This window comes from Lysinibacillus contaminans (genome assembly GCF_001278945.1).
GTDB lineage: Bacteria > Bacillota > Bacilli > Bacillales_A > Planococcaceae > Lysinibacillus > Lysinibacillus contaminans.
Map to the genome: position 1 here is coordinate 45,357 of NZ_LGRV01000008.1, position 22,637 is coordinate 67,993.

Consider the following 22,637-nt stretch of genomic DNA (forward strand, 5'->3'; position numbering starts at 1 on the left):
AAGGACGCTTTGGGAAGGTTTTTATGATAGACTTTTCAAGAACTTTAAAATAAAAGGATGAATTAGAGTGAATGATTTAATATTTAATACTTGTGCATTTGGAATAGCAGCAATAGTTTCTTTAGCATTACTAGTTCATTTTTTGAAAAACAAAAGACAACATAAAGATTTTTTGTTAGTTATATTTTCATTTAGTATTTTATTTATTTTTTCGCTCTACGGAGTTTCTATATGCTTACCTGATGTCATTGAAATAGGCAACGGTAATGCAAAATCAAAAAGTGGACAATGTGAAATTGTTTTCTTAGAAGATATAGGTGGACGATTTGGAACTTCAAATCTTCTTCAAGTAAATATAGAGAATTTAACACTAGAAGCCGACCTTGAGGACTTTCCTGACCTAGAGGAAGGGATATTTTCTTGTGAAATAAAATATGGTGAACACTCCGAGTCATTAGTTGATATAGTAATTAAACAAGAATAAATTGCATAATCTTGAATATTAAAATGAAATAACGTTCCCAAATGGAAGCTTGGTAACATTTCAAACAGCGACAAGCACTGTTAAATCAGTGTTTGTCGCTGTTTTTATTGGAAAATAACGCTCTGAAACGCTGTGAGAAATTATTTTAAAGAGGACTGTTCGATTCACTTGTTCTGAATGGCGGTAACATATAAATAGAATCTCAATGAAATGTTACCAAACGACGCTTTGGGTGCATTTTTTTCAATAACATTATATACTTGATTAACTATAATATATAATTAATATATATTTTAACAGGCGAGGATGTTTACGATGGATAAGGATGAGTCTATAAAAGCTTTAATGGAAGAAATGTTTAATATTCAAGTTAAATCCAATAACTTCATGAAAGTACTTACTCATGATGAAGATATTTCTGAAAATTTGGTCCTACTGTTACTAAGACTAAAATTATTTGGATTCTTAAAAATTACCGAAATTTCAGATGCATTTCTCTTAACACCTGGCGCTGCATCTAATATGTGCGATAAACTTGAAAAATTGAATTATATTGAGAGAGTAAGGACAAAAGACGATCGTAGAGTTGTACGAGTTACGCTAACAAAAATAGGCGAAGAAAGAGTTGAAGAAATATTTTCTAAATTTTCAATTAAAAAGTTAGACACGATTACAAGTACCTTATCGGAAATAAATCACTTATTTAAAAATATTGAAAATAACATTTGAAACAGATCATAAAAAGATCTGTTTTTTATTTTTCAGAAAATATTGACTTAATATTTTAGTGATTGTATATTATATTTATTGAATATTTTAGCGACTAAAATATTATGTGATTAGAAGTGAGGATGAGTGATGGGGAGAAAGAAGCTTATATTAGGGATTGTGGGGGGCATAATAATGTCATTATTTGTTATAGGATCATTAAACAGTGTAAAGAGTAAATTCGAATACCATTCAAACATAAAACATGTAACCAGTATTACAGTTAATGCAGATCTCGCCAATATTGAATTGATTAGTAATCATTCAGAATTATTTGTTGATTTCCAAGGTCAAAAAAACAAATTTGGAAGCCCGAAAATTGATATTACTTACGATAATGACAAAGCGTTAATTAATGTACTAACTTATAATAAGAATTGGAAGAAACTCTTACCTGGTAAAAGAACCAAGGGTAACATAATTTTGAACATTCCACCTCAATTCTTAGAAGAAATTCACTTAGAAACAAAAAATGGCAATATTAATATTGGTCATATTGCTGAAATTAATCGGTTATCTCTTATTTCTGATATAGGTACGATCAAAGTGAACAGATTTCAAGGAGGGTTTCTAAATGTTGAAGCTAAGAGTGGCTCTATAAATTTAGGAGAAGTAGATGGACAAATCAATATTAATAATCAAGTAGGCGGTTTGAACAATGTAGTCCTCAAAAGAATTCAAGGTGAAAATACTATTAAAGTTTCAAATGGTAATGTAAAAGTCAAGATTCCTAATGGAACTGATGGTATAGGATTAAACGTCACTACAAAAAACGGAAAAATTACATCAAAGGCACATAAAATAAATATCAAAAATAAAGGCCCAGGGAAAGAACTACTCCATAATGCAAATAAAAATGAAGCAAGACTAAATATATCTGTTTCAGTAGGAAATATAGAATTAGAATAATACTTTAAGCCGCTAATACTAATGCAACAACGGATAAGTTAAACATGGGCTGTTGCACAAAAGCAGCTGTCTTGTTCAACAAACCGAGGGCTTTAGTGCAACAAGAACTAATAATGTATACAAAATAAATGCAAATAACGTTCCAAAATGAAAGTTAGAGAATACCCCCCCGTTCAATTGAATGAGGGGGGTATTTTGGCTGCTAATAATTGCTATGTTCCCTAATGATGCTCGTTTTCTATCAAGATAAATATTTTTTAAGGTAATCTGTTATTATTAGGTTTAATGTTTTTTATTTTCAGGAGGTTTTTATTCATGTTTTCAATCGATAATTATATTACTTCAATAAAATCTAATTTAGAAAAACACACTGATATTGCGGTAGAGGAACTACAGAAAATGATTTTTTATAAATTTGATGCTGCTGTAGATTTAGTGGACTTTTCTACATTTACAGACCCTACAAAATTTGAGATGTCTATCATGATGTTTTCAATGGATAAAGATGCAAATGAGGTGTTTGGCGAAGATATTACGCCTGACAGTTTTGCAGGTAGTGTTGAATTGCTTTCTAATATTCCATATCATCATTTACAACATAATCAACTGAATGATTTTTTTGATTTCTATGAACAAAACGATGAAAAATTGGTAATGAAGGAGCAACAAATTTTCACCGAGTGGTTCGCTGAATGTTGGGATAAAGCAGGTGGTAAAGCTTTCAATTTACCTGCATATTTCGGCTTCCATGATGAAACGCGTTCATATGACTTACAGAACTCTCGATTTGTAGAAGATGAAGAAAAATGGGTTTAGATATGACTATATATACAAATAACGTTCTCAAATAAGACTTTGGTGACTCTACGAGGAAGGCTTTCCAAACCACGCTTTGGGTGCATTTTTTCACTTAACGGCGCAGTTTAGTTAAACAAGAGGTATAGATGAATTGGAGGAAATTCTGTGAAACCAAAAATGAAAAGAAAAGATTTAATGAGCAAGGCAGATATCTCAAACGCTGTTACAGATGTTTTAAGTGCGTATGATTCAACATCGGAAGATAACATCTTAAATAAAGCAATCATTGTCTATCAATACTATTGTGAACTTGAAAGTGGGGGGCACGAAAGCTTATTTAGGTGGTTTGGGCAACATATTAAAGAAATGGGAATAGATGATTACTTGAATAAACTAATCGGAACCCTTGAGGAAATAGGTGCTCACAATTATGCGTTGATTGAGAAAAAGTATTGTAAAGAGATGTGGAACTTGTACATTGCCCTAGAAAATGATGAAATTCATGAAGATGAATTTTATAATGTCATTAAAAAAGCGACCGATGAGTATTACAAGCTTAATGATGAGTTGAGAGAGTTATTAGATACATATTTTGTTTCTATCTATACGGACTTGATTGAAGTAGTTGAAGATTAATCATTCTTATTCAACTATCTAAGGTTTTAGTGAAACAAGGGTTTATAACGTATACAAAATAAACTCAATAAACGTTCCCAAATGAAAGTTAAGGAATACCCCCCATTCAATTGAATGAGGGGGTTTGTAACGTATAAAGACGCTACGGCGTTTTTATGATAAAATTTACATATATTTCATAAAGAGGTGGTTATATGGAGACTGACAAATTAGTTTGTAAATCATGTGGTAGTGATGTCTTTGCCCAAGGTGAATTAGGTGGAGCTTATGCAAATGTAAGACCAGTAGACGCCTTTTTTTCTAATTCGCCACTAATTTTGACTATTTGTAAGAACTGCAGAGAAGTAGCCTCAATGAAAGTTAAAAACCCTCAAAAGTTCAAGTAGTCCTTTGCATTTTATAAAAAGGGTCACTTCTAACCGAGTGACCTTTTTGCTTTTTTCAGTTAGTTCATAAAACCTACCCAAACCTCGCTTTGGGGGCTTTTCTTAAATTCAACTACGGCGCAGGATAGTTGAAGAAGAAGTGCTATAATTTATTGAGGATAATCGTTAAATAGAGGTGTTTATTATGGTTCCAACTATGAATGATTTGATTATTAGTTCTCATTACTCCCTTTTAGGCGCAATACCAAACAAATTAAGAGGGTTAACTGTAAAATTAGAAAACGAAACATTGTATTGGAAAGGTTATTTTGACGGTGAACCAACTGAGGAAGAAAAAGAAATATTAAGCGTTGCCTGTACAGAAGTAATAGCTGATTTTCCAACAATTAAGGATGTTAAAGAGGAATATTTTAATCATAGTCGCCCTTTAAAAATGGAAATGTTACAATTTTGGGCTTTTTTAAGATGGGAGCAAGATGATTCTTATTAAGCTAACGGTGTGCTTTAGTGAAACAAGGATTTATAATGTATACATAAATAAACCTAATAATGTTCCCAAATGAAAGCTTGGTAATATTTCAAACAGCGACAAACACCGATTTAACGGTGTTTGTCGCTGTTTTTTTATAGAAAATAACACGCTGAGACGCTGCGGAAAATAATTTTAAAGAAGACTGTTCGATCCACTTGTTCTGAATGGCGGTAACATATAAATAGAATCTCAATGAAAGGTTACCAAAGGGCACTTTGGGATCGTTTTCATTTCCTCTACAATTGGACCATTATCTTGAAAAAACATTTAGTCATATGTCAACTTCATATGATTAAATGTTTTTTATTTCTAGGAAAATTTTGAAAAAATTTGTATACATTTTTGTTTTACAATTGTTATATAGGTGAGTGATCACTACGAACTAAAAAAGGATATCCAAAAGTTGGTGAAGTTTTGAATAATATATGGGAGCAAATACTCCTTGAGCATGCAAAAATTGTATTTAAATATCTAATTAAAATTGGAGCAACGAGAGAAGATGCAGAAGATATTACACAAGAAACAATCATGAAAACTATTGAATGCCTCCAACAAATTGAACCTGAGAAAATGCGGGCATGGATGTTTAAAGTGGCAATTAATCGCTACTATTCTCTTTATAACAAAAATACATCCGTGGTTACGTTAAGCGAGGTAGATTTAGAACGTTTATTGCCAGTGTTTGAACATGTAGAGAGCAATATATTAACGAAAGAGAAAGCAAGAGAATTGGAAGAAGTGTTGCATGTACTTCAGCCAACATTTCAGCAGCTACTCATTTTGAAGTATTACATGGAACTGTCGTATAAAGAAATCAGTGAGATTTTAGATGCGAAAGAAACACAAGTAAAGACGTATTTACAACGTGCGCGAAAAAGTTTTAAAAAGATTTGGGAGGAAAAAGGATATGAGCAACGATAAAATAGATGATCTTTTCGATGTTAATAAAATGGAAAAAACGATAAGAAAAGCAAAGTGGCAGGCAAACCGGAAAATGGTTATTATTTCCAGTATCGTTCTAATCGTTGTCATCATTGTAGGTTCCATTTTAAATCGGTTTATTACACATAAATTGGAAACCCCTGTTCAATTTTCTGCTAATGGATTTTATGAAATATCTGCACCGAATGAATTTATGGGAAAACTGGAACGTTATCAAGGATTTTTAGGGGGAGAAAATCGTTACACAACTTATAAAATCATTGAAGGAAAAGTTGTTTATACAGGTCAAGAAAGATTTGGATATGGACTTTTCCGTGATGAAAATTTAAATCGGGTAGATATTACATCTCCAATTCTAGTTGGTCCAACTTTGCATGAAGGAGATTTACAAAATCAGCACTATAACGAATTAGGACAACGAGAAATGGTGTTTTTCTATCCGTTTTTGCAATATAAAACATATCGTAATGATTTAGCATTGCTTGATGATATTGGGGAGGACAAAATAATGGAAGTCGCCCTATCTTTTGATCAGGGCTATACATTTGACGAGGTGCAATCAATGATTTCAAATAATGTAACACTCACTTGGCTTTGGGTGGATGATGTTAATGAAGACACAGATGATTTTCAATATAAATATGTAGCTGAAAATGGTGAAATAAATGTATTAGGCAATTTACTTCGTTCAGAACACTTTGTCTATGGTATTTCGCTGCTCGATGAAAATGGGGATAAAAAAGAAGAGCCCGTTCTTCACTTTATTGGAGCGATTGAGGCAAATCAACAATTCAAAGCCTTCAGGCAAGGAGAATTTAAACGCTTATATGAGACTCTTAGTGGTGCAGACGGTCAATTAACTGCGGATGACTTGCAATATTATGGCGCAGTTGTCACAGGAGATGCACAAACCTTATCACAATTAAATAATCCTCCTTTTATTAAAGCTTCAACGATTGGAGTAATTACGGATAAGTACTAAAAATTTGGATAGGAACGAAGAAACGTCCCTATCCTTATTAAATTCATTATTATCTTAGTTCATTAAAAACTTATAAAGTATGCAAAACGAATCTAAATAACGTTCCCAAATACAAGCCTGGTAACATTTCAAACAGCGACAAACACTGTTAAATCAGTGTATGTCGCTGTTTTTATTATAAAATAACGCTCTGAGACGCTGTGAGAAATTATTTTAAAGAGGACTGTTCGATTCACTTGTTCAGAATGGCTGTAACATATAAATAGACTCTCAATGAAATTTTGCCAAAGGACGCTTTGGGAAAGTTTGTGCTAGTCTACTAAACAAATTTGATAAAATAGATAAATGACACACGTATAAGGGAGAAAATATGAACGCTATTTTAAAACAATTAACTGAAATTGAATTAAGACATCCATTTCCTACTAGAGATATTAATAAAATATGTGAAGATTTTCGAACAGAATTTTTGAATTTATCCGATGAGTTGGACAATGAGGTGGATTTCGATGAAGATTTTCGTTACTACTGTGTGAACATAGCAGGAACATTAAGTTATGTTTTAGATGATATGACAAATCAAATTCCACAAGGACAAATTGAAATGCTATATAAGTCTTTTTTTGAATACTATAATCAATATGAATTTTTTGAAGACCAAATAGCAAACTATAATCATTTCTTTCAGAAATATAAATCTTATGAGCAAGTACGAAATTTGTTATTGCAGCTGTTGTCAAATAACCATTATCCATTAAAACGACAGAGTCTTTACACAAAAATAAATCTGACTTTTGAGAAATGAACTTGAAATTTATACAACAAAATTCAATAAAACGTTCCCAAATAAGACTTTGGTGACTCTACAAGGAAAGCTTTCCAAACCACGCTTTGGTTGCATTTTTTCTTCAATGTAGTGTAGTACTTTACTTAAAAATTTAACGAGGTGAAAAAATGTATTGGGAGACTCTTCCTGATTGGTTTTGGATAATTTATTACTTATTTATTATAGCGACATTGGGAACTGCAATATTTAGTGTTATTCGAAAGAAAATGATAATTCCATCTATTATTACCATAGTTCTTACAATGACTATTCCAATAATCGTTATTACAAACAGCATCGGGAGAGAGAAAGGAGTGGATGAGTTTGAACATTTAGTTACTCATTTACATCAAGGTTCTCCCTGGTCTATTTATGTAATCACAGGTTTCTTATATTTAATTATTTGGTGGATTATGTTTCTGTCAAAATATAAAAAGAGGGAAGTTTCTTATTAAGCTAACGGAGGCTTTAGTGTAACAAGCATTTCAAAACGTCCCCAAACCTCGCTTTGGGAGGGTATACTTCAGCTAACGACGCAGTTTAGCTGAAGAAAGAGTTAATTAACTTTAAATGAATAATTATAGAAGGAGGTATCCATTTGAAAAAGATATTATTAGGGTTATTTGTTATTATGGTAATGATTATTTTATACCAATATAAGTCGCCAATAATGAGTACAGAAGAAGCGATAATCAGTATAGAAAAACATTTACAAAATCCACCTAAAGAGTCGAGAAAGTCAATTTCTTATGTTGTTCTTAAGGAAATCCCAATAGAAAATATTAGTACGTTTCTAAATCAAAAGAATGGATTCTTGAATGAATTAACAAACAGAAAACAGTGGGAAGTAACAGTAAAATATAATGGTATTGAACCCACAGTTGTTATAGATGCCCATACGGGGGATTTTATTGATTTGTATGGACCGCTCAATTAAAAAGTTTCGTTTACCTTATTAACGGGTGCTTTAGTGCAACAAGGATTTATTACGTATACATAAATAAACCAAATAACGTTCCCAAATTAAAGCTTGGTAACATTTCAAACAGCGACAAACACTGTTAAATCAGTGTTTGTCGCTGTTTTTTATAGAAAATAACACTCTGAGACGCTGAAGGCTTATCCTTTTCTTATGAAATTAACTCATTTAGATATATTTATGGAGCAAATAAAAGAGAACCTATTAGCGAAAATAGAGATAACACTAATAAAAGTATATTTAATGTAACACCAAAGAATCTAGTTTTCTCGAATATTGAAAGAATAAAAAAAAGTACGTAAGACGCTATTAAATAATAAGCTAAATTATTGGTACTTTCAGTATGGTGATAAATCATAATTGGGATAATAAAAAGACCTGCAATAATATTAAAAATATGTGTTTTTCTCAAAATATCACTTCCTTTATTATTTTACATCTCTCTTCAATATATATATTATCATTATATAAAAAAGAAAATAATGGATATACAAAGAACATGTTTTTCATATAATTCCAGGAAATAATCGAGTAAGAGGAGGCGATTAACCTCCGTCCTCTCACACCACCGTACGTATGGATCCGTATACGGCGGTTCAATTAAGATGAATAACGCAGGATTTCATAACGAGCTTGCAGACTTTTGAGCCTTTGGTTACTCCAATAAGAGTTGCCAAGGGTTCTATTTAATATTGGACTTTTCGCATTCAATTGAATGAGAGGGTTATTTTGGCTGCTAATGATTGTTATGTTCCCTAATGACGCTTTGGGGACTTTTCTTTACTCAACAATCGGGCCAGATTGTGGAACATCACTTTAAAGAAAAATTGGTAAGAAAGAAGATATTGAGAAGATCTTTACTCAAACTAACGTGACAGTATAGTGAAAGAAGGGATATACAATTGGAATGGAGAATATTCAGTCATAAGTAGGTATTGGAGCAATTAAGGCAATGGCAATTGTAAAAAAAGAAAAAAGCTAATTGAAATATACAATAGTGCCATTAAGTTAGTATTCAATGAAAGTATGGTGTACTAATGGATATAAAATCATTATGGGGTTTAAGGGTTCAGGAATTTTATAGAAAAATGTTCAGATACTATTCAATAATTGGTGCGAATGTTGTTTATTTTTTTCTAATCATTGGTAGTATCTTTATATATTATTTTAATTTATTTCTTCAATGGATACCTCCTCAAATCCCAGTTGAAGGAATCCTATCACTATTTGTAACCTTCATTTTAATACAGACAAAAGTTCGTACTTTTATTAAAAGAGCAGATATAGTCTTTTTGTTGCCATTAGAATGGAAATTAAAGCCGTATTTTATTAAATCACTTGTATATAGTTTTGTAATTGATGTTATTAAATTACTTAGTTTCATTACTGTTTTCTTATCTCTATTTTTAAAAACAATTTATTTAGATTTTTCCATCCTATTTTTTATAGTTGGGATTGTTGCTCATAACATTTTAATGAAGTGGGATGAACAATGGTTAGAGAACCATGTACAATTTGTGTTACATAGGTTAAATAGGTTTTTTTCAATATATTTAATGTGTTATTATTTGTTTAAAAATGACTGGATTTTTGCGTTTGTTTTAATGATTGTAAATTTCGTTTATTTAATTTATTTTATAGAAAAAAATAGAATTTTGAATTGGCAGTGGCTAATAGAGGAAGAAGAAAGTGCCTTATTAAAGAATTTTAAATTTATTAATTTCTTCATGGATGTACCTAATCTTAAACGTTCTTTTCGAAATAGACGTTTGCTCACTATGATTTTGAAAAGGTGTATCCCATATAGTCAGAGTAGTACATTCGTATATTTATACTCACACTTGTTTGTAAGATATAATGATTACTTTTACCTTTATTTAAGACTAACTGTAATTGGCATGTTAGTTAGTTATGCTATGCCAACAAATGGTTGGATCTTTAATCTCCTCATTTTATTTATGACTGGATTTCAATTAATTCCTTTACAACATGAAATTAAACAAAGTGCATTAATCTATCCTATTTCTGAATCACAGAGGAATGATTCCTTCTTAAAGTTTGTCCTGTTTGTATTATATGCACAATTTTTCATTCTGTATTTCGCTATGTTCATTCATACCTCTACTGCTAAAATATACTATCTTGTAATTGGAAGTTTATTTGTATATATATTTGTATATTTCTTTATATCAAAGAGAGTCAATATCTCAGGAAGTGTCTTAAAAGAATAGCATGGTATTAAACTAACGGGTGCGATTGTTGGTGCGAAACGTTCCTGGTTCAAATGAAATGTGGTCACACAATTTCGGTAAAGGTCAGGCAGTTTTAGGTCTCCTAAAACTGAAGGGTTATATCGAGAAGTCGAATGAGGAGGTAACTCTCTGAAAGGCTTCCCCTGCGTCGAGTAGCACGCAGATTAGTAAGAAAAAGCGTGTTATAAGCTCGGCTAATAGGCGTGAGAATTTACCGTAACAGTCCGGCTGACGAAAGCCTACCCGATGGGGTGGTGTAAATCATGATGCTTGGGTTGAACAGATATGGTGAGAATGCAATGTAAATACAATAAGATACTGTATTGCTGGCGAACCTCTGAATGTACGGGTCTAGACGCGCGTTATATAGAAATGTATTTACTACCAGATGTAGGGTTAGCTGTGGATGAGTAAGAATCAACTATATAAAAATCCATCTTGTGTTACAGGCACATGCAATGCTAACAGGCTCATAGGAGGCACCTAAGTTTGTTCCATAATAGATATAATTCAACGTTGTAAGCTGATAACGTGGAGGGCTTATTCCCGATGAAGCGTTGGAAAGGAAAATAGGCGTGAGAATAGCGACTATATAACTTTCCTTCATATCAGGGAAAGTGGTGGCACAGTACCGTTGAAGCGTGTAATGAACGTGGAGGGATAGCCACTAGACTAATAAAAGATTCATTCAACCATGCAAGACAGTTCTTCAACGATTAATAAGGTTCTTGTAAGACTAATAGAGGTTCAGCTCCGAAGGAGCCACCGACTTGTTAAAACGAAAGAAACTGAGGCACAACGAGTATTATGATATGCAATATCATTTTGATTCTTTATACGCTCAAAGTGCTGATGGTCAAAATTTTTATGGATTACTCGATTTAATGCAATCCGATGAAAACATTCGATTAGCTTATCGTAATATTAAACGAAATACCGGCAGTAGAACGGCTGGATATGATGAATTAACGATTGAGGATATAAGTCAATTGTCCGTAGTGGAAGCTGTATCAACGATACAAAGGATGTTTGAACGTTATACACCCAAAGCCGTTCGTCGGGTTTTTATCCCGAAGGCAAATGGGAAAACACGTCCATTAGGGATTCCGACCATTTGGGATAGATTATTCCAACAGTGTATTCTTCAAGTGCTTGAGCCAATTTGTGAAGCAAAGTTTTACAAACACAGCTATGGTTTTAGGCCGAATCGCAGTACACATCATGCAAAAGCTAGGTTCGAGACGCTCATTAATCGGGCGTGTTTATATCACTGTGTAGACGTCGATATTAAAGGGTTCTTTGACAATGTAAATCATGCCAAACTATTAAAACAAATGTGGTCGCTTGGTATTCGTGATAAGGCACTGCTCTCTATTATCTCGCGTCTTCTAAAAGCTGAAATTATAGGGGAAGGATTCCCAACCAAAGGCACCCCCCAAGGGGGTATATTATCGCCCCTGTTATCTAACATTGTATTAAATGAATTAGATTGGTGGGTTAGTAAACAATGGGAAAGTCTAGAAACACGAAAACCATATAAATCGTATGCTGGCAGATACAATGCATTGAAAAAATCGAACTTGAAACACTGCTATATTGTAAGATACGCAGATGATTTTAAAATTCTTTGTCGCACTCGATCGCAAGCGATAAAAATGCATTATGCAGTGAAAGATTTTCTTCAAACAAGGCTTCACCTTGAAATTAGTGAGGAAAAATCAAAAGTGGTCAACTTAAAGAAAAACTCATCAGAGTTTTTAGGATTTCGTCTTAAGGCACATCGGAAGCAGACGAATAAAAGAACTCTTTACGTTGCACGATCACATATGACCAAAAAGTCACTCGATAATGCACAGATAAATCTTAAACAAGCAATAAAGGTAATTCAGAAACACCAATCACCTGAAAATGTTTGGCGATTCAATACGGTAATAATGGGAATACAGAATTATTATTCCGCAGCATCGCACATCACATTAGACTTAAATAAGCTGAGCGGTCGTCTTAATAAAGCGTTATTCAATCGTTTAAACGAAATGAGGAAAGAAGCAACGTTTCAGGAACTCACAAAAACCTTACGGAAACGGTACAAGGGTTATGAATGTAAACTTTATAAAATAAAAGGAATGGTACTTGTCCCAATCCATGCCCAACGTTGTAAGGTGAATCTTAATTTTTCTCAATCAATCTGTAACTACACTACCGTAGGTAGAAATAAAGTCCACCAAAGTTTGCGGTCGATTAATAAACAAACACTTGCTTATGTGATGAAACAATATATACCAAGTCGTTCCATCGAATACAATGATAATCGGATTAGCCGATTTATTGCGCAATACGGGAAATGTGCCATTACAGGAATTGAATTAGACCAGGGCGATTGGCACTGTCATCATAAAACACCGTTCCATCTCACACAAGACGATTCATACGGAAATCTAATGATATTGCGCCAATCTGTTCATCGTCTCATTCATATGAAAAATCAAGAGAAAATACAAGTGCTTTTAAACGTGCTTAAGTTAAATGAAAAACAACTTAAAAAGGTAAATGATTTGCGTGAGCAATGTCTGAACGAAGCTATCTGATTCTACATTTCATCTTGCATATACATAAAAATACTGAATGAATTGGATTAGTTGGAGCGCCGTATGCTGGGAAACTCGCACGTACGGTGTGAAGTGNAGCTTTGGGAAGGTTATACTTTAACTAACGAAGCAGGTTAATGCAGAACACTAAAGAATTATTTTTTGAGTTTTGAGGAGTGAAATGGTGATTATGAGAAGCGAAATGATGAAGAGATTTTTAACAGCATTGATTTCTGTTATTTTATTTGCAACAATATTGTCTTGGATTTCCTATACTCCAAGTTCTCAACGTGAACATAACGTCTATTATTTCGGTTTTTTAGAAACGTTTATGTTTGTGTTTTTTTATGCTGGACCTGTTTATTTACTTGTAGGATTACCTCTTTCATTCTTTATTGACAAGCTAATTGGAAAAACTAAAAGTAATTCAAAACTTACAAGATATTCTATCGGATTAGGTTTATATTCGTTTGTTGGTACACTCGTTGGTTTTATTTTCGTTATTTTACTTACTCAAAATGTCTACTGGTCGGAAATTATTTCATTTTCAATATATGGCTTTATAGCATCGATTTTTTACTATCATTTGTCATTGTTGTTATCAAAAATAAATAATAAATAGTTAATCTTCAACTAAACCAGCTAATAGAATGTCAAGTTAAACATTTTATTAGCTGGTTTAGTTATTTCAGTAGGGTTTTTTGTTGTTGAATTAAAGCATCGAAAAATTCATCATCACCTTTTAAAATCTTGTATTGATAAAAAAATTCATCATTTGAACCTACAAATTCAATTTGTTTTTTCTCTTCGGATACGTTCAATATGTACTCTTCATTTGAGTTGATAATGATAGTGTAATCAGTCTCAAGAGTCCCAAAAAAATCGCGTGTTTTTTGTACTTGCAAGTTGTTTATTGCATCTATGATTCGTTTTTGTTGTTTTTCGTCTGTGACATTTATTTTAGGTGGAAGAATTGACTCTTTTGTTTTCATTACATGGATTAGTTGCTCTGATGCAATTAAAAGGATTTCTAAAGAAGTTAGTTTTTCATTTGAATCGGCAATATCAAAAATATCTGATACTGTATGAACTTTTTCAAATTCAGCCTTAGCGATTGCCTCTTGTTTTTTTAATTCTTTATTTTCATATACATCCCATACCATGAAACTGATAATAATTGCAAAAACGCCAACGATTTTCAACATAGTTCGTTTTTTCATAAAATATCCCTCGTTTTCCTTTTTTAAAATTATATCAAACTTTAATAATTTTTTAAAAAGTGGTTGATAAAACAAGTTGAAATTCCCCTTTATAGAGTGTTGATTGGTTAGTCAACAAATATAAAACAATATTGGAGGGATTTTATTATGGCATGTACTAATGGTTGGGTTGATTTGAATTCAAGTAAGCCTAAAATTGAAACTTGTGTAGCAACGACTTCGAAAGACATTACTGTAACAGTACGAGGTACTGCAGGTGAAGCTTGGCCTTTCAGTGGCTATTCTCGTGTTAAATTAAAACGAGCGAGCAGTTTAACAAGGGATTCTGTCAGATTTATGAGGATTTATAACGTTAAGCAAAGAAACGTCCCCAAACGACGCTTTGGGAATCAACTTAAGAAAGGGATAAGATAATTTTAATGGAAAAGGCTTATTTTATCGGGTTTTGAAAAGTTGAATTGCTTCCTCTATCCGTTGTTATGTCAACTTCAAGTGTATGAGGATGCATACATTTGAAAAACAATTAATATAAAAATTATTATTTATATTTCTAAAGTATCATGACAAAAGTAATTAAAAGCTTCCAATTGTAAGTTCGTTTAATAAGTTATTACTAATATTACTCTACTTTTTGTATATTTCTCTTTAAAAATACAAAAAAAACTATATATATAAATATATAACTCTTTTTTGATTGAATTATTATCTTAAAATGGTAGAATTTTTTTGTATTACTAAAAATGGCGGTTTTTTTATGAAGAAGTATATTTCTACAGTATTAGCTAGTACGTTGATTTTATCGAGTGTTCTACCAACAATTGCACATGGAGAAGAATTTAAAGAAAATGAAGTTGTAAATGTGCAAAAAGAAAATGAAACTGTAAATGAAGTGTCTTTAAATTTAGATGACGTAAAGAAATACATAAAAGTGGATAATAACGGACATATTGGTTTTACATTTGTACCACCTGGTCAATACAAAAAACACAATTTATCAGAATTGCAAAATCATTTTAATTTATTAAATGAAAAGGTTGATAATGGAGAAATTATCATTAAAGAAGATTTAGAAATTACTGATTTAAGCCCTCAAGCTTTAGCGGTTTATGGTAGTTGGACATATCATTGGTGGGGATATGATCGTAAATTTACAAAAAAACAAGCTGTGGCTTATGTAGATGAAATTGAGTATGTAATATTAGGTATGGGGGCTGGTGCTGCAGTAACTGCACCTTCATTAGTAATAGCAGGAGGGTTTTTACTTTCAGCAAGTTGGTATGGTTTATTAGCTAAACGAATTGAGGCAAATAATAAAGGTAAGAATGGTGTATTAATAGAAATTTATTGGGCTCGAACATTTGATATTACTCCATTATAAAAAGTATAGTTTAATTGAAAACCCAGAATCATTCATATATGAATGATTCTGGGTTTTGTTATTTGTTCAAATTTATCTTGTAACACCTTTTGGGATACTATTTTCTTAGATTCTTTTTGAAAAAAAAATCATTGTTATATGAATGGAAATTATGTAAACAGAAATTAATATTATTAAAATTTCTTTTGTACTCATATTTAAATTTAAATATGACGATTCTGTTATTAAAAGTGTCATAAACATCACTATTAAAAAAAAGTAATAACTAACACTCATAGATTTTTCTTTAATTTGTTTAGATCTCTCGTCTTTTACTGAAACATGAGGTATTAGTAAAAAATTACAAATTTGCATAATGCCTAAAGAAAGCAACAAAATACCTATCGAAATTTTGTTATCTAGAAAATCTACATAACATATATAAAGTCCAATGAATGTAGTTGTAATCCCAGTGATAAGGGCGAATTTTTTAGAAAATTCACTATTATTATTAAATGTACCTAACATTGTTATCCCTCCTCATATAAAAAAATATCTTCAATTGTACATTTAAATATTCTAGATAATTTAAATGCTAAAGTAATAGAAGGATTATATCTTCCTTTTTCAAGTGAAATAATGGTTTGTCTTGATACATTTAATTGTTCTGCGAGCTCATCTTGTGTCAAATTATACTTTAACCTTGTTTCTTTTATGGTATTTTTCATTATCACCACCACCAATGTAAAATAAGCTTTACGTAAAGTTTACTTTACCTCAAAGGGAAGTGTATGTCAAATTTTTCTTTGATAATTGGTGTAATCAGATTGATCTCTTTTCTGTATATTTATAGCGCAAAGCCTACCAGTACAGTAAGTACGAGAGTAATAGCTATTTCCTTTTTTGTCACGGTATCAACCTCCTTTGATTTAATTGTGGCATGTATGGAAGCGAACTTCGCTATACCTAACAATTAAGTATGGTGAGATAAAGTAGGAAATCCATTAGGTGTCAAAACTTAACAATATTGACACCTATTTGGGCGTCTAGTGTTATCAAGGTATCAAGTCGTGTTATAACTTAGGTTCATAACATTACGTAAGAAGATGAGTTGGAATTTCACCTTAACCAAGATAAACAAGAGATTGGCTAATTATTGAGAAAGTATCCTAATGTGCCTTTGATTGATCTGCATTTTCCTTCCTCTCACAGTATTCCTTCGATTGCAGTGGCGGTATGACGTGATTGTCACGTCATACCGCGTAAAAACACTACCCCAAATCAAAACTACTCACAACGCGATTTGACAAAAAACAGCAGGCATGTGTTAAAACCACCACGGAATCGAGGTAAACCTCGCTACCGCTCGCGTTTTTAACATGCCTGTGCAGCTCTAAGCTTGCGGGCGCGGCCAGCCACACCGCAAACTAAGACCTGATTTTTCGTCAAATCGCTATTTAAAATGGAAAATAAATGACATTTAAATATTCCTTTACTACCTGCATTATAATTTACTTATTAATAAGGTAGGAGGTGATGAAAGTATGTTTGCACTATGTATGATTGCTTTAACTGTATGGTGTTGTGCTGCTTTTGTGAATGAATTTGAGTAAGATTTGTTTGCACTTAATAACCGATAAATGTCAAACAAAGGAAATGTAGTAAATAGATAACTTACCAGTAAGATATATACTATAATTGAGTTAGGAAGGAGGTGATTTCATGTTTGATAACTACCGATCTAATATCGTATTAACGTTCTTAAAACCGGATGGCACTGGCGATTTCAAAAAAGTACGCGTCACTTTGGGCAATGTTCGAACGGATATAAACGCATCAGAGATTACGCAAGTAGCGACTGCTTTTGGATCGCTAATTAAGCATTCCTTGACCGATACCGAACTCGTTCAGTATTCGTATGTCTCTTAGGCGTAATTTTTTTGCGAATAATTCTTTTTAGTAGAAGAGGAGGTGATTGACGATGAGTAACGCAACAACAAGAGAGGTGCTGGTTATGGAGTTTAAAGACCTTGATGGAAAAATAAAATCCATTCGTGTAGCCGATCCAAAAACAGATTTAACAGCTGCCACTGTAGAAGCTGCAATGGAAGTAATCAATGACTTAAATGTGTTTAACGTCATTAGCGGAAGAGGCCCTGCCACAATTAAAGGCGCGAAGTCCGTACAGACGGTTACAAACAATTTCGACATCGTAGTTGGCTAAGAAATTTCAAGACCAGGTGAGAACCCCCATTCTTGCCTGGTCATTTCTAAACTCAAAATGAGAGGAGTGCGATGCTTTGAAAAAAAAATGCTTAAAAATTGCAACGCTCGCTCACACCATTTACAAGAGATGCGAATGTTGTAACCGCGTCAAAGATATTTACTTTAAAATGAGCATACTCGATGCTGCTGAAGCAAATTATTTAGTAGGTGACTTAGATCTCTGTAAAACATGCGGACAAAACTTAGGAGATATCTTAATGATTCGAGTCAGCACAGAAAACGTGCTGTCCGATTTTAAGTTGGAAACAACGTAATGGAAAGTATAATCCCTTATCTCGATTACGGCTTTTCATTTGTCATCTCTATTTATCTTTTAATACGCATGGAAAAAAAGATTGAAGCACTTACAAACAGCATTATTGAACTTAACAACAAAAAGGAAAACTGAAAATTTTTAACCTCGAGTTAGCTCATTTGTCAGAATTAATATACAACATATTATTAAATAAGTGCAAGGAGGGTGTTTTGATTTGAGTTTGACGGTTAAATACTTGAGCCATCTGCATTTAGAGGGAAAAGCTGAAAATACGATTGACACTTATAAGTACCATTTAATCGAATTTTTAGTGTGGATTAGTGATCAAAAACACGAGCTTTTTGAGATAAAACCTACTCATATGATTGATTTTAAGGAGTACTTATTGAAGAATGGTAAATCGAAACGTACCGTAAATGCGATTATTTCTTGTGTGCGTGGCTATTTCGATTTTCTGATTTTAAACGAAGTCGTAAAAGTGAATCCCGTATCTAAATTGCTGACAATCAAAGTGGCCGAATATCGTCAAAATCGACTGACAGATGAGCAACTCCTTGATTTCTTTCACTTTATTGACAGTTTACAAGTAAATGTGCGCGCTGCTTTTTATTTAATGTACTCAACTGGCACTCGTGTAAGTGAAGTGTCTCATTTAACGAAAGAGGACTTCTTGATGCGGGATGATAAGTTGTTTGTAAATATCCAGGATGCTAAATATGATAGCGATCGACTGATTCCTGTGCTAAATGTAAAGTCGGTCGAAATCTTGATGAGTTACTTAAAAACGTTAGATGTATCGAGTGCACCAGCGTTTCGTGTAAGTAAACGTACACTACAGCGCTATGCGGCGAACTTTGGTGTAGAGCATGGAATCCAATTTAGCTGCCATGTACTCCGTCATACATTTGCGACACTACTTTTAGAAAATGGTGTACCGATTGAAAAAATACAGTATTTACTTGGCCATCGATCAGTGGCCATCACAAGGCATTACACGCAGTCGGCATTTATCAATGTAAATGATTTAGATCCGTCTGTATTGTAGCTGGCTTTATTTTATAGATTTATAGTATCCAATAATCTGAGAGGGAAGGGGGGATGAGTTGCTTATTTTGTTTGATTATGGGCATGGCGGAAAGGATCCTGGCGCGACGTTTAAGGGACGTCATGAGGCCGATGATGTATTGGTATTAGGACAAGCTGTGGCGAAGCGTTTACGTGCTGCTAGGGTGGTCATTGATGAGACACGTACTTCAAATGTTGGGGTGTCGCTTGAGCAGCGAGTGAAGATGGAATGGAAGAAGACATATGACTTTTTTATTTCGTTTCACCGGAATGCGTTTAAGCCGGAAGTTGGGACTGGTGCTGAGGTTTATGTTTATAAAACGGCGAATTCGAAATCGAAGCCATTAGCAGCGAAGATCCAGCGTGCATTAGTACGTGTTGGATTTCGGGATCGCGGGGTGAAAGAGGCTGATTTTTATGTGTTGAAGCATACGCGAGCACCTGCTTTGCTGTTGGAGATTGGTTTTATTGATAATAGTGCCGATAATAAGCTGTTTGATTTGCAGTTTGAGGCGATTGTTGATGGGATTGCGAATGCGATTATTGAGGTTACTGGTGTGGAGAAGGTTAGTAAGTGTTCGACTTGTGGTCAGGTGATTGTATAAGCGTACAAAAGCAGCCCTTTAATAGGGCTGCTTTCACTGAGAATCCCTTCTAACTATTCAAAATAAGATTCAACTACATAACTTGAAATATTTGTTTCATTTAAAACAGAATTTTTCTCGCTTTTTAAAATAGCACATACATCACTATACATTTCGACTTTACATAGCAACTGAAGGCGGAAGTTGCGAAGAAATGCTGTGCTGTTGCGTGCGCAACGACTATTATTGCTTTATTCTTTTGTTGTAAATACATATATTTTGAGGTGAAAGATGAATGACTACTGGAGAAGCCATTCGCTCAAAGCGAATGAAATTAGGACTCACTCAACAACAATTAGCAGACAAAATTTTTGTTACAAGACAGACAATTTCCAAGTGGGAATTAGAGAAAAGTGTTCCTGATCCGATTTCTTTAGAGCTGTTAAATCAAGTTCTGAATTTAACAGAAGTATTCAATAAAAATATAAAGAAAGGAGCAAATAAAAAAATGCGAATCATTACTAACTTTATTTATGTATTCTTATTCGGCATTTTATTTTTACCTTTTAGAATTTCATGGGTTCAAACAAAGCTGAACTGGAAAAAACCTTTATTTAGATTTTTAATCATCCCACTTGTCGGCATTTTATACTTAATTTACTTACACTCGCTAAAAGATGCTGTATTTTATATGTTCGTTGTTATTTCTCTAATTATCTATTTTATTACAGCTCGCTATTTCCAGGAAGGAGAGGTCTAATGAAGTGGCGGAAAAATTGATTACAAAAACCCTACAGTAGCAGGATATCCTGACGCTGCCCCATTCTGCACGCACACAAAAAAGACGACAGCCCATAATAACGGCAATCGTCTTTTTATTTTACCTTTTTGGTTTGCTTTTTCTTTTGTACTGGAATACCAACTTCATGAGCGTGATTTATGATTTTGCCTGCTAATTCTGTGGCCATTTCTTTCTTCGTTTTCCCCATTCGTGACACCTCCGAAAATGCAATGTACAAGCAGTATCACCAAGTCACGCAATTTCTAATCATAATGACCGCCCCACCGACGTATCTTAAAAGACTAATGACACGATAACAGTGTCATAGACTTAAATCGGCTTTGGGAGGCGAGAGAGTGCGAGAGGGAAGCGTTAGAAAGGTTCGCTCAGATAAGAAACGCGATGTATCTCCTACTATTCAACTCGAATTAAAAGACACCATTTATCGCATAAGTTATGTGATCGATACGCCAGTGAAAGACATAGTAGAATCCATTTGTTTATTCGGAATGCATTCGCGAAATGTTATTACGGTTTTATCGAAACATTTCAGACGCAACGTTAAATTTCAGAATACGTTATTCATGGGTCACTTAGATAATCCGTCAGTCCAGCGATTGAAAAAAGGGGTCAAAACGGAAAGGATCGGTACACGATTCAAGCAAAGCGACTACGAGACGTTAGTGACGCTAGCATTTGCGCTAGACGTGACACCTTCGCGAGCAGCTGCGTTGTTATTAGATACGAGCATCAGACATAGCGACTTTGTGAATAGTTACTTCCAGCAATATTTAAGTAAAAGCATCGATTATAATCGTATGATCGAATTAAAAAAGATTATCGCCTTTATAAACGACAATAATCCGTATGACGATAGCGTGTCGTGGCTCGCGTTAGTTTCATACATTTACGCAGAAATAAAAGATAGTACGCTATCATTTAACGATTCACTAAACGATTTTATCGATAAATGGAAGTAGTAGCATCGGGGTCTCGTCAGAAAAATGCGGATTTACAACGTTAAGAATATGCACAATTTTATTCATTAAAGTCGATAGTGCAATTCTAAATGCCCGCAAACCACTGCAATGACTGACTTTTAAAAAAGGTGTATAAAACACCGTATAATTAAGATTCATACAAAAATCCACAAACGTTGTTTTAACAATATTCGTGGATTTTTGGCGTAGTTCCAAACTTGCATTCGGGAACGTTATTTTGAATGTGATTGCATAGCTTTTGTGTGAATTAATTTCCAATAATTCCGATAGTATGTATATACAAAATGGAAGGGTGATGAAATTGATTCAGCAAATTTGTGGTATTCAACAAAATACACAAACATTCATTAAAAAAACGACTCAATCAACAGACGTGGATTTTCAAAAAGTGCTAACACAGAATCTAGAAAAGCTCGAAACAGATGAAGTGGATGAATCGATTTATAGCGATATTGCGAATAAATACGACATCCGCAATGCGACGTTTGAGGAAGTTAAAGAAATCGCACAGGGACTATACGGAGCTGGTGCTATTACAGGTTTAGATCTCGCAATATTAACGTTCGACTATGATCGTGCAACGCGAGACATTAAGCAAGCTGCTAATGGACTGACTTCACCAAATTTTACAATGTATGAAACAAATGCAGATACATTTGGTCATAGAGACTGGATTGCTGAATTTGAGGCACGAGCTGCAAAGGATAGACAATATGGGAACTTCATTGGCAATGCAAACAAAAATAAAATCATTAGTATTTTACAATTACTTGAACGATAACAGAATTGAAAATTTCAATCCCAAGGTACGTTCCCTAATTTAAGAACGTATCTTTTTTATATAAACCTTTAAATTAAACCACTGCTTTAAAATTTTATTTATTTTTAACGAACTATCCGAGTAATCCCTTTTTAGTACCCAAAGCGCCGTTTGGGTACATTTCTTTGCTTAACATTGTAAATCTGACGGGACTACGTGTAGGTCGGCTGGAACTATCTCCCCAG

28 protein-coding genes are annotated in these 22,637 nt (G+C 33.4%); 25 read left to right on the forward strand and 3 right to left on the reverse strand.

Annotation, left to right across the window (positions count from 1 at the left end; all coding sequences use genetic code 11):
- Window positions 1–67: 67 nt before the first annotated feature.
- The 14 genes from AEA09_RS18815 (at window position 68) to AEA09_RS18890 (ending at window position 13,704) form a co-directional block, all read left to right on the forward strand.
- A complete protein-coding gene (locus tag AEA09_RS18815) occupies window positions 68–484 on the forward strand; it encodes a hypothetical protein (RefSeq protein ID WP_053585505.1) in 417 nt (138 codons plus the stop codon).
- Window positions 485–799: 315 nt separating this feature from the next.
- Window positions 800–1,213, forward strand: coding sequence for a MarR family winged helix-turn-helix transcriptional regulator (locus AEA09_RS18820; RefSeq protein WP_053585506.1), 414 nt, complete (start codon window positions 800–802; stop codon window positions 1,211–1,213).
- A 174-nt stretch (window positions 1,214–1,387) separates the two neighbouring features.
- On the forward strand, window positions 1,388–2,161 hold the full coding sequence (locus AEA09_RS18825; RefSeq protein ID WP_053585507.1) for a DUF4097 family beta strand repeat-containing protein: 774 nt from the start codon (window positions 1,388–1,390) through the stop codon (window positions 2,159–2,161).
- A 315-nt stretch (window positions 2,162–2,476) separates the two neighbouring features.
- Window positions 2,477–2,977 (forward strand): hypothetical protein, encoded by a 501-nt coding sequence (locus tag AEA09_RS18830; RefSeq protein ID WP_053585508.1) that lies wholly within the window; start codon window positions 2,477–2,479, stop codon window positions 2,975–2,977.
- Between the two features lie 147 nt (window positions 2,978–3,124).
- Entirely contained in the window at window positions 3,125–3,595 is a 471-nt protein-coding gene (locus AEA09_RS18835; protein WP_245622911.1) for a DMP19 family protein, read from the forward strand.
- Window positions 3,596–3,789: 194 nt separating this feature from the next.
- Window positions 3,790–3,981, forward strand: a complete 192-nt coding sequence (locus AEA09_RS18840) for a hypothetical protein (RefSeq protein WP_053585509.1) — start codon at window positions 3,790–3,792, stop codon at window positions 3,979–3,981.
- A gap of 184 nt (window positions 3,982–4,165) precedes the next feature.
- Window positions 4,166–4,471, forward strand: a complete 306-nt coding sequence (locus AEA09_RS18845) for a MafI2 family immunity protein (protein ID WP_053585510.1) — start codon at window positions 4,166–4,168, stop codon at window positions 4,469–4,471.
- Window positions 4,472–4,927: 456 nt separating this feature from the next.
- Entirely contained in the window at window positions 4,928–5,434 is a 507-nt protein-coding gene (locus AEA09_RS18850) for an RNA polymerase sigma factor (RefSeq protein ID WP_053585511.1), read from the forward strand.
- Window positions 5,421–6,437 (forward strand): anti sigma factor C-terminal domain-containing protein, encoded by a 1,017-nt coding sequence (locus AEA09_RS18855; RefSeq protein WP_053585512.1) that lies wholly within the window; start codon window positions 5,421–5,423, stop codon window positions 6,435–6,437. The genes AEA09_RS18850 and AEA09_RS18855 overlap by 14 nt, the downstream gene beginning before the upstream one ends.
- A 370-nt stretch (window positions 6,438–6,807) precedes the next feature.
- The gene (locus AEA09_RS18860; RefSeq protein WP_053585513.1) at window positions 6,808–7,242 is read left to right on the forward strand and encodes a YxiJ family protein; all 435 of its coding nucleotides are present in this window, start codon (window positions 6,808–6,810) and stop codon (window positions 7,240–7,242) included.
- 619 nt (window positions 7,243–7,861) lie between these two features.
- The gene (locus AEA09_RS18870; protein ID WP_053585515.1) at window positions 7,862–8,200 is read left to right on the forward strand and encodes a hypothetical protein; all 339 of its coding nucleotides are present in this window, start codon (window positions 7,862–7,864) and stop codon (window positions 8,198–8,200) included.
- A 1,079-nt stretch (window positions 8,201–9,279) separates the two neighbouring features.
- On the forward strand, window positions 9,280–10,473 hold the full coding sequence (locus tag AEA09_RS18880) for an ABC transporter permease (protein WP_053585517.1): 1,194 nt from the start codon (window positions 9,280–9,282) through the stop codon (window positions 10,471–10,473).
- A gap of 791 nt (window positions 10,474–11,264) precedes the next feature.
- Window positions 11,265–13,082, forward strand: a complete 1,818-nt coding sequence (gene ltrA, locus AEA09_RS18885) for a group II intron reverse transcriptase/maturase (protein WP_483806700.1) — start codon at window positions 11,265–11,267, stop codon at window positions 13,080–13,082.
- Between the two features lie 181 nt (window positions 13,083–13,263).
- The gene (locus AEA09_RS18890) at window positions 13,264–13,704 is read left to right on the forward strand and encodes a hypothetical protein (RefSeq protein ID WP_156312255.1); all 441 of its coding nucleotides are present in this window, start codon (window positions 13,264–13,266) and stop codon (window positions 13,702–13,704) included.
- Window positions 13,705–13,765: 61 nt separating this feature from the next.
- Here AEA09_RS18890 and AEA09_RS18895 read toward each other — a convergent pair whose 3' ends face one another.
- Window positions 13,766–14,377 (reverse strand): hypothetical protein, encoded by a 612-nt coding sequence (locus AEA09_RS18895; protein WP_245622912.1) that lies wholly within the window; start codon window positions 14,375–14,377, stop codon window positions 13,766–13,768.
- Window positions 14,378–14,449: 72 nt separating this feature from the next.
- On the opposite strand from AEA09_RS18895, the gene AEA09_RS18900 reads away from it, so the two are divergent.
- Both AEA09_RS18900 and AEA09_RS18905 read left to right on the forward strand, forming a co-directional pair.
- The gene (locus tag AEA09_RS18900) at window positions 14,450–14,716 is read left to right on the forward strand and encodes a hypothetical protein (RefSeq protein ID WP_053585519.1); all 267 of its coding nucleotides are present in this window, start codon (window positions 14,450–14,452) and stop codon (window positions 14,714–14,716) included.
- Window positions 14,717–15,056: 340 nt separating this feature from the next.
- A complete protein-coding gene (locus tag AEA09_RS18905; protein ID WP_053585520.1) occupies window positions 15,057–15,680 on the forward strand; it encodes a hypothetical protein in 624 nt (207 codons plus the stop codon).
- A 105-nt stretch (window positions 15,681–15,785) separates the two neighbouring features.
- On the opposite strand, the gene AEA09_RS18910 is transcribed toward AEA09_RS18905, so the two are convergent.
- Together AEA09_RS18910 and AEA09_RS18915 are read right to left on the reverse strand one after the other, a co-directional pair.
- Window positions 15,786–16,187, reverse strand: coding sequence for a DUF2178 domain-containing protein (locus AEA09_RS18910; RefSeq protein WP_053585521.1), 402 nt, complete (start codon window positions 16,185–16,187; stop codon window positions 15,786–15,788).
- A 2-nt stretch (window positions 16,188–16,189) separates the two neighbouring features.
- The gene (locus AEA09_RS18915; RefSeq protein WP_053585522.1) at window positions 16,190–16,387 is read right to left on the reverse strand and encodes a helix-turn-helix transcriptional regulator; all 198 of its coding nucleotides are present in this window, start codon (window positions 16,385–16,387) and stop codon (window positions 16,190–16,192) included.
- Window positions 16,388–17,381: 994 nt separating this feature from the next.
- Between AEA09_RS18915 and AEA09_RS18920 the strand changes: the two genes are divergently transcribed.
- From AEA09_RS18920 to AEA09_RS18955, 9 genes are all read left to right on the forward strand, one after another.
- A complete protein-coding gene (locus AEA09_RS18920; RefSeq protein WP_053585523.1) occupies window positions 17,382–17,588 on the forward strand; it encodes a DUF1659 domain-containing protein in 207 nt (68 codons plus the stop codon).
- 52 nt (window positions 17,589–17,640) lie between these two features.
- Window positions 17,641–17,883, forward strand: coding sequence for a DUF2922 domain-containing protein (locus AEA09_RS18925; protein WP_053585524.1), 243 nt, complete (start codon window positions 17,641–17,643; stop codon window positions 17,881–17,883).
- A 76-nt stretch (window positions 17,884–17,959) separates the two neighbouring features.
- Entirely contained in the window at window positions 17,960–18,199 is a 240-nt protein-coding gene (locus tag AEA09_RS18930; RefSeq protein WP_211263277.1) for a hypothetical protein, read from the forward strand.
- Window positions 18,199–18,333: a YvrJ family protein gene (locus tag AEA09_RS20535; RefSeq protein ID WP_082332734.1), complete on the forward strand. Its 135-nt coding sequence runs from the start codon at window positions 18,199–18,201 to the stop codon at window positions 18,331–18,333. The genes AEA09_RS18930 and AEA09_RS20535 overlap by 1 nt, the downstream gene beginning before the upstream one ends.
- A gap of 82 nt (window positions 18,334–18,415) precedes the next feature.
- Window positions 18,416–19,246, forward strand: a complete 831-nt coding sequence (locus AEA09_RS18935) for a tyrosine-type recombinase/integrase (protein ID WP_053585525.1) — start codon at window positions 18,416–18,418, stop codon at window positions 19,244–19,246.
- Window positions 19,247–19,304: 58 nt separating this feature from the next.
- Window positions 19,305–19,871 (forward strand): N-acetylmuramoyl-L-alanine amidase family protein, encoded by a 567-nt coding sequence (locus tag AEA09_RS18940; RefSeq protein WP_053585526.1) that lies wholly within the window; start codon window positions 19,305–19,307, stop codon window positions 19,869–19,871.
- A 274-nt stretch (window positions 19,872–20,145) separates the two neighbouring features.
- Window positions 20,146–20,610 carry a helix-turn-helix domain-containing protein gene (locus AEA09_RS18945; protein ID WP_053585527.1) on the forward strand — a complete coding sequence of 155 codons (465 nt, stop codon included), beginning with the start codon at window positions 20,146–20,148 and terminating at the stop codon, window positions 20,608–20,610.
- A 377-nt stretch (window positions 20,611–20,987) separates the two neighbouring features.
- Complete coding sequence (locus AEA09_RS18950; protein ID WP_053585528.1) at window positions 20,988–21,611, forward strand: hypothetical protein; 624 nt, start codon at window positions 20,988–20,990, stop codon at window positions 21,609–21,611.
- A gap of 322 nt (window positions 21,612–21,933) precedes the next feature.
- A complete protein-coding gene (locus tag AEA09_RS18955; protein ID WP_156312257.1) occupies window positions 21,934–22,413 on the forward strand; it encodes a hypothetical protein in 480 nt (159 codons plus the stop codon).
- Window positions 22,414–22,637: the final 224 nt, after the last annotated feature.

Excerpts from the sequence above, each read along its gene's own strand:
- AEA09_RS18820 (WP_053585506.1), top strand. The coding sequence starts at position 800 with ATGGATAAGGATGAGTCTATAAAAGCTTTAATGGAAGAAATGTTTAAT.
- AEA09_RS18825 (WP_053585507.1), top strand. The coding sequence starts at position 1,388 with ATGTCATTATTTGTTATAGGATCATTAAACAGTGTAAAGAGTAAATTC.
- AEA09_RS18830 (WP_053585508.1), top strand. The coding sequence starts at position 2,477 with ATGTTTTCAATCGATAATTATATTACTTCAATAAAATCTAATTTAGAA.
- AEA09_RS18840 (WP_053585509.1), top strand. The coding sequence starts at position 3,790 with ATGGAGACTGACAAATTAGTTTGTAAATCATGTGGTAGTGATGTCTTT.
- AEA09_RS18845 (WP_053585510.1), top strand. The coding sequence starts at position 4,166 with ATGGTTCCAACTATGAATGATTTGATTATTAGTTCTCATTACTCCCTT.
- AEA09_RS18855 (WP_053585512.1), top strand. The coding sequence starts at position 5,421 with ATGAGCAACGATAAAATAGATGATCTTTTCGATGTTAATAAAATGGAA.
- AEA09_RS18860 (WP_053585513.1), top strand. The coding sequence starts at position 6,808 with ATGAACGCTATTTTAAAACAATTAACTGAAATTGAATTAAGACATCCA.
- AEA09_RS18880 (WP_053585517.1), top strand. The coding sequence starts at position 9,280 with ATGGATATAAAATCATTATGGGGTTTAAGGGTTCAGGAATTTTATAGA.
- AEA09_RS18890 (WP_156312255.1), top strand. The coding sequence starts at position 13,264 with ATGGTGATTATGAGAAGCGAAATGATGAAGAGATTTTTAACAGCATTG.
- AEA09_RS18900 (WP_053585519.1), top strand. The coding sequence starts at position 14,450 with ATGGCATGTACTAATGGTTGGGTTGATTTGAATTCAAGTAAGCCTAAA.
- AEA09_RS18905 (WP_053585520.1), top strand. The coding sequence starts at position 15,057 with ATGAAGAAGTATATTTCTACAGTATTAGCTAGTACGTTGATTTTATCG.
- AEA09_RS18910 (WP_053585521.1), bottom strand. The coding sequence starts at position 16,187 with ATGTTAGGTACATTTAATAATAATAGTGAATTTTCTAAAAAATTCGCC.
- AEA09_RS18915 (WP_053585522.1), bottom strand. The coding sequence starts at position 16,387 with ATGAAAAATACCATAAAAGAAACAAGGTTAAAGTATAATTTGACACAA.
- AEA09_RS18920 (WP_053585523.1), top strand. The coding sequence starts at position 17,382 with ATGTTTGATAACTACCGATCTAATATCGTATTAACGTTCTTAAAACCG.
- AEA09_RS18925 (WP_053585524.1), top strand. The coding sequence starts at position 17,641 with ATGAGTAACGCAACAACAAGAGAGGTGCTGGTTATGGAGTTTAAAGAC.
- AEA09_RS20535 (WP_082332734.1), top strand. The coding sequence starts at position 18,199 with ATGGAAAGTATAATCCCTTATCTCGATTACGGCTTTTCATTTGTCATC.
- AEA09_RS18945 (WP_053585527.1), top strand. The coding sequence starts at position 20,146 with ATGACTACTGGAGAAGCCATTCGCTCAAAGCGAATGAAATTAGGACTC.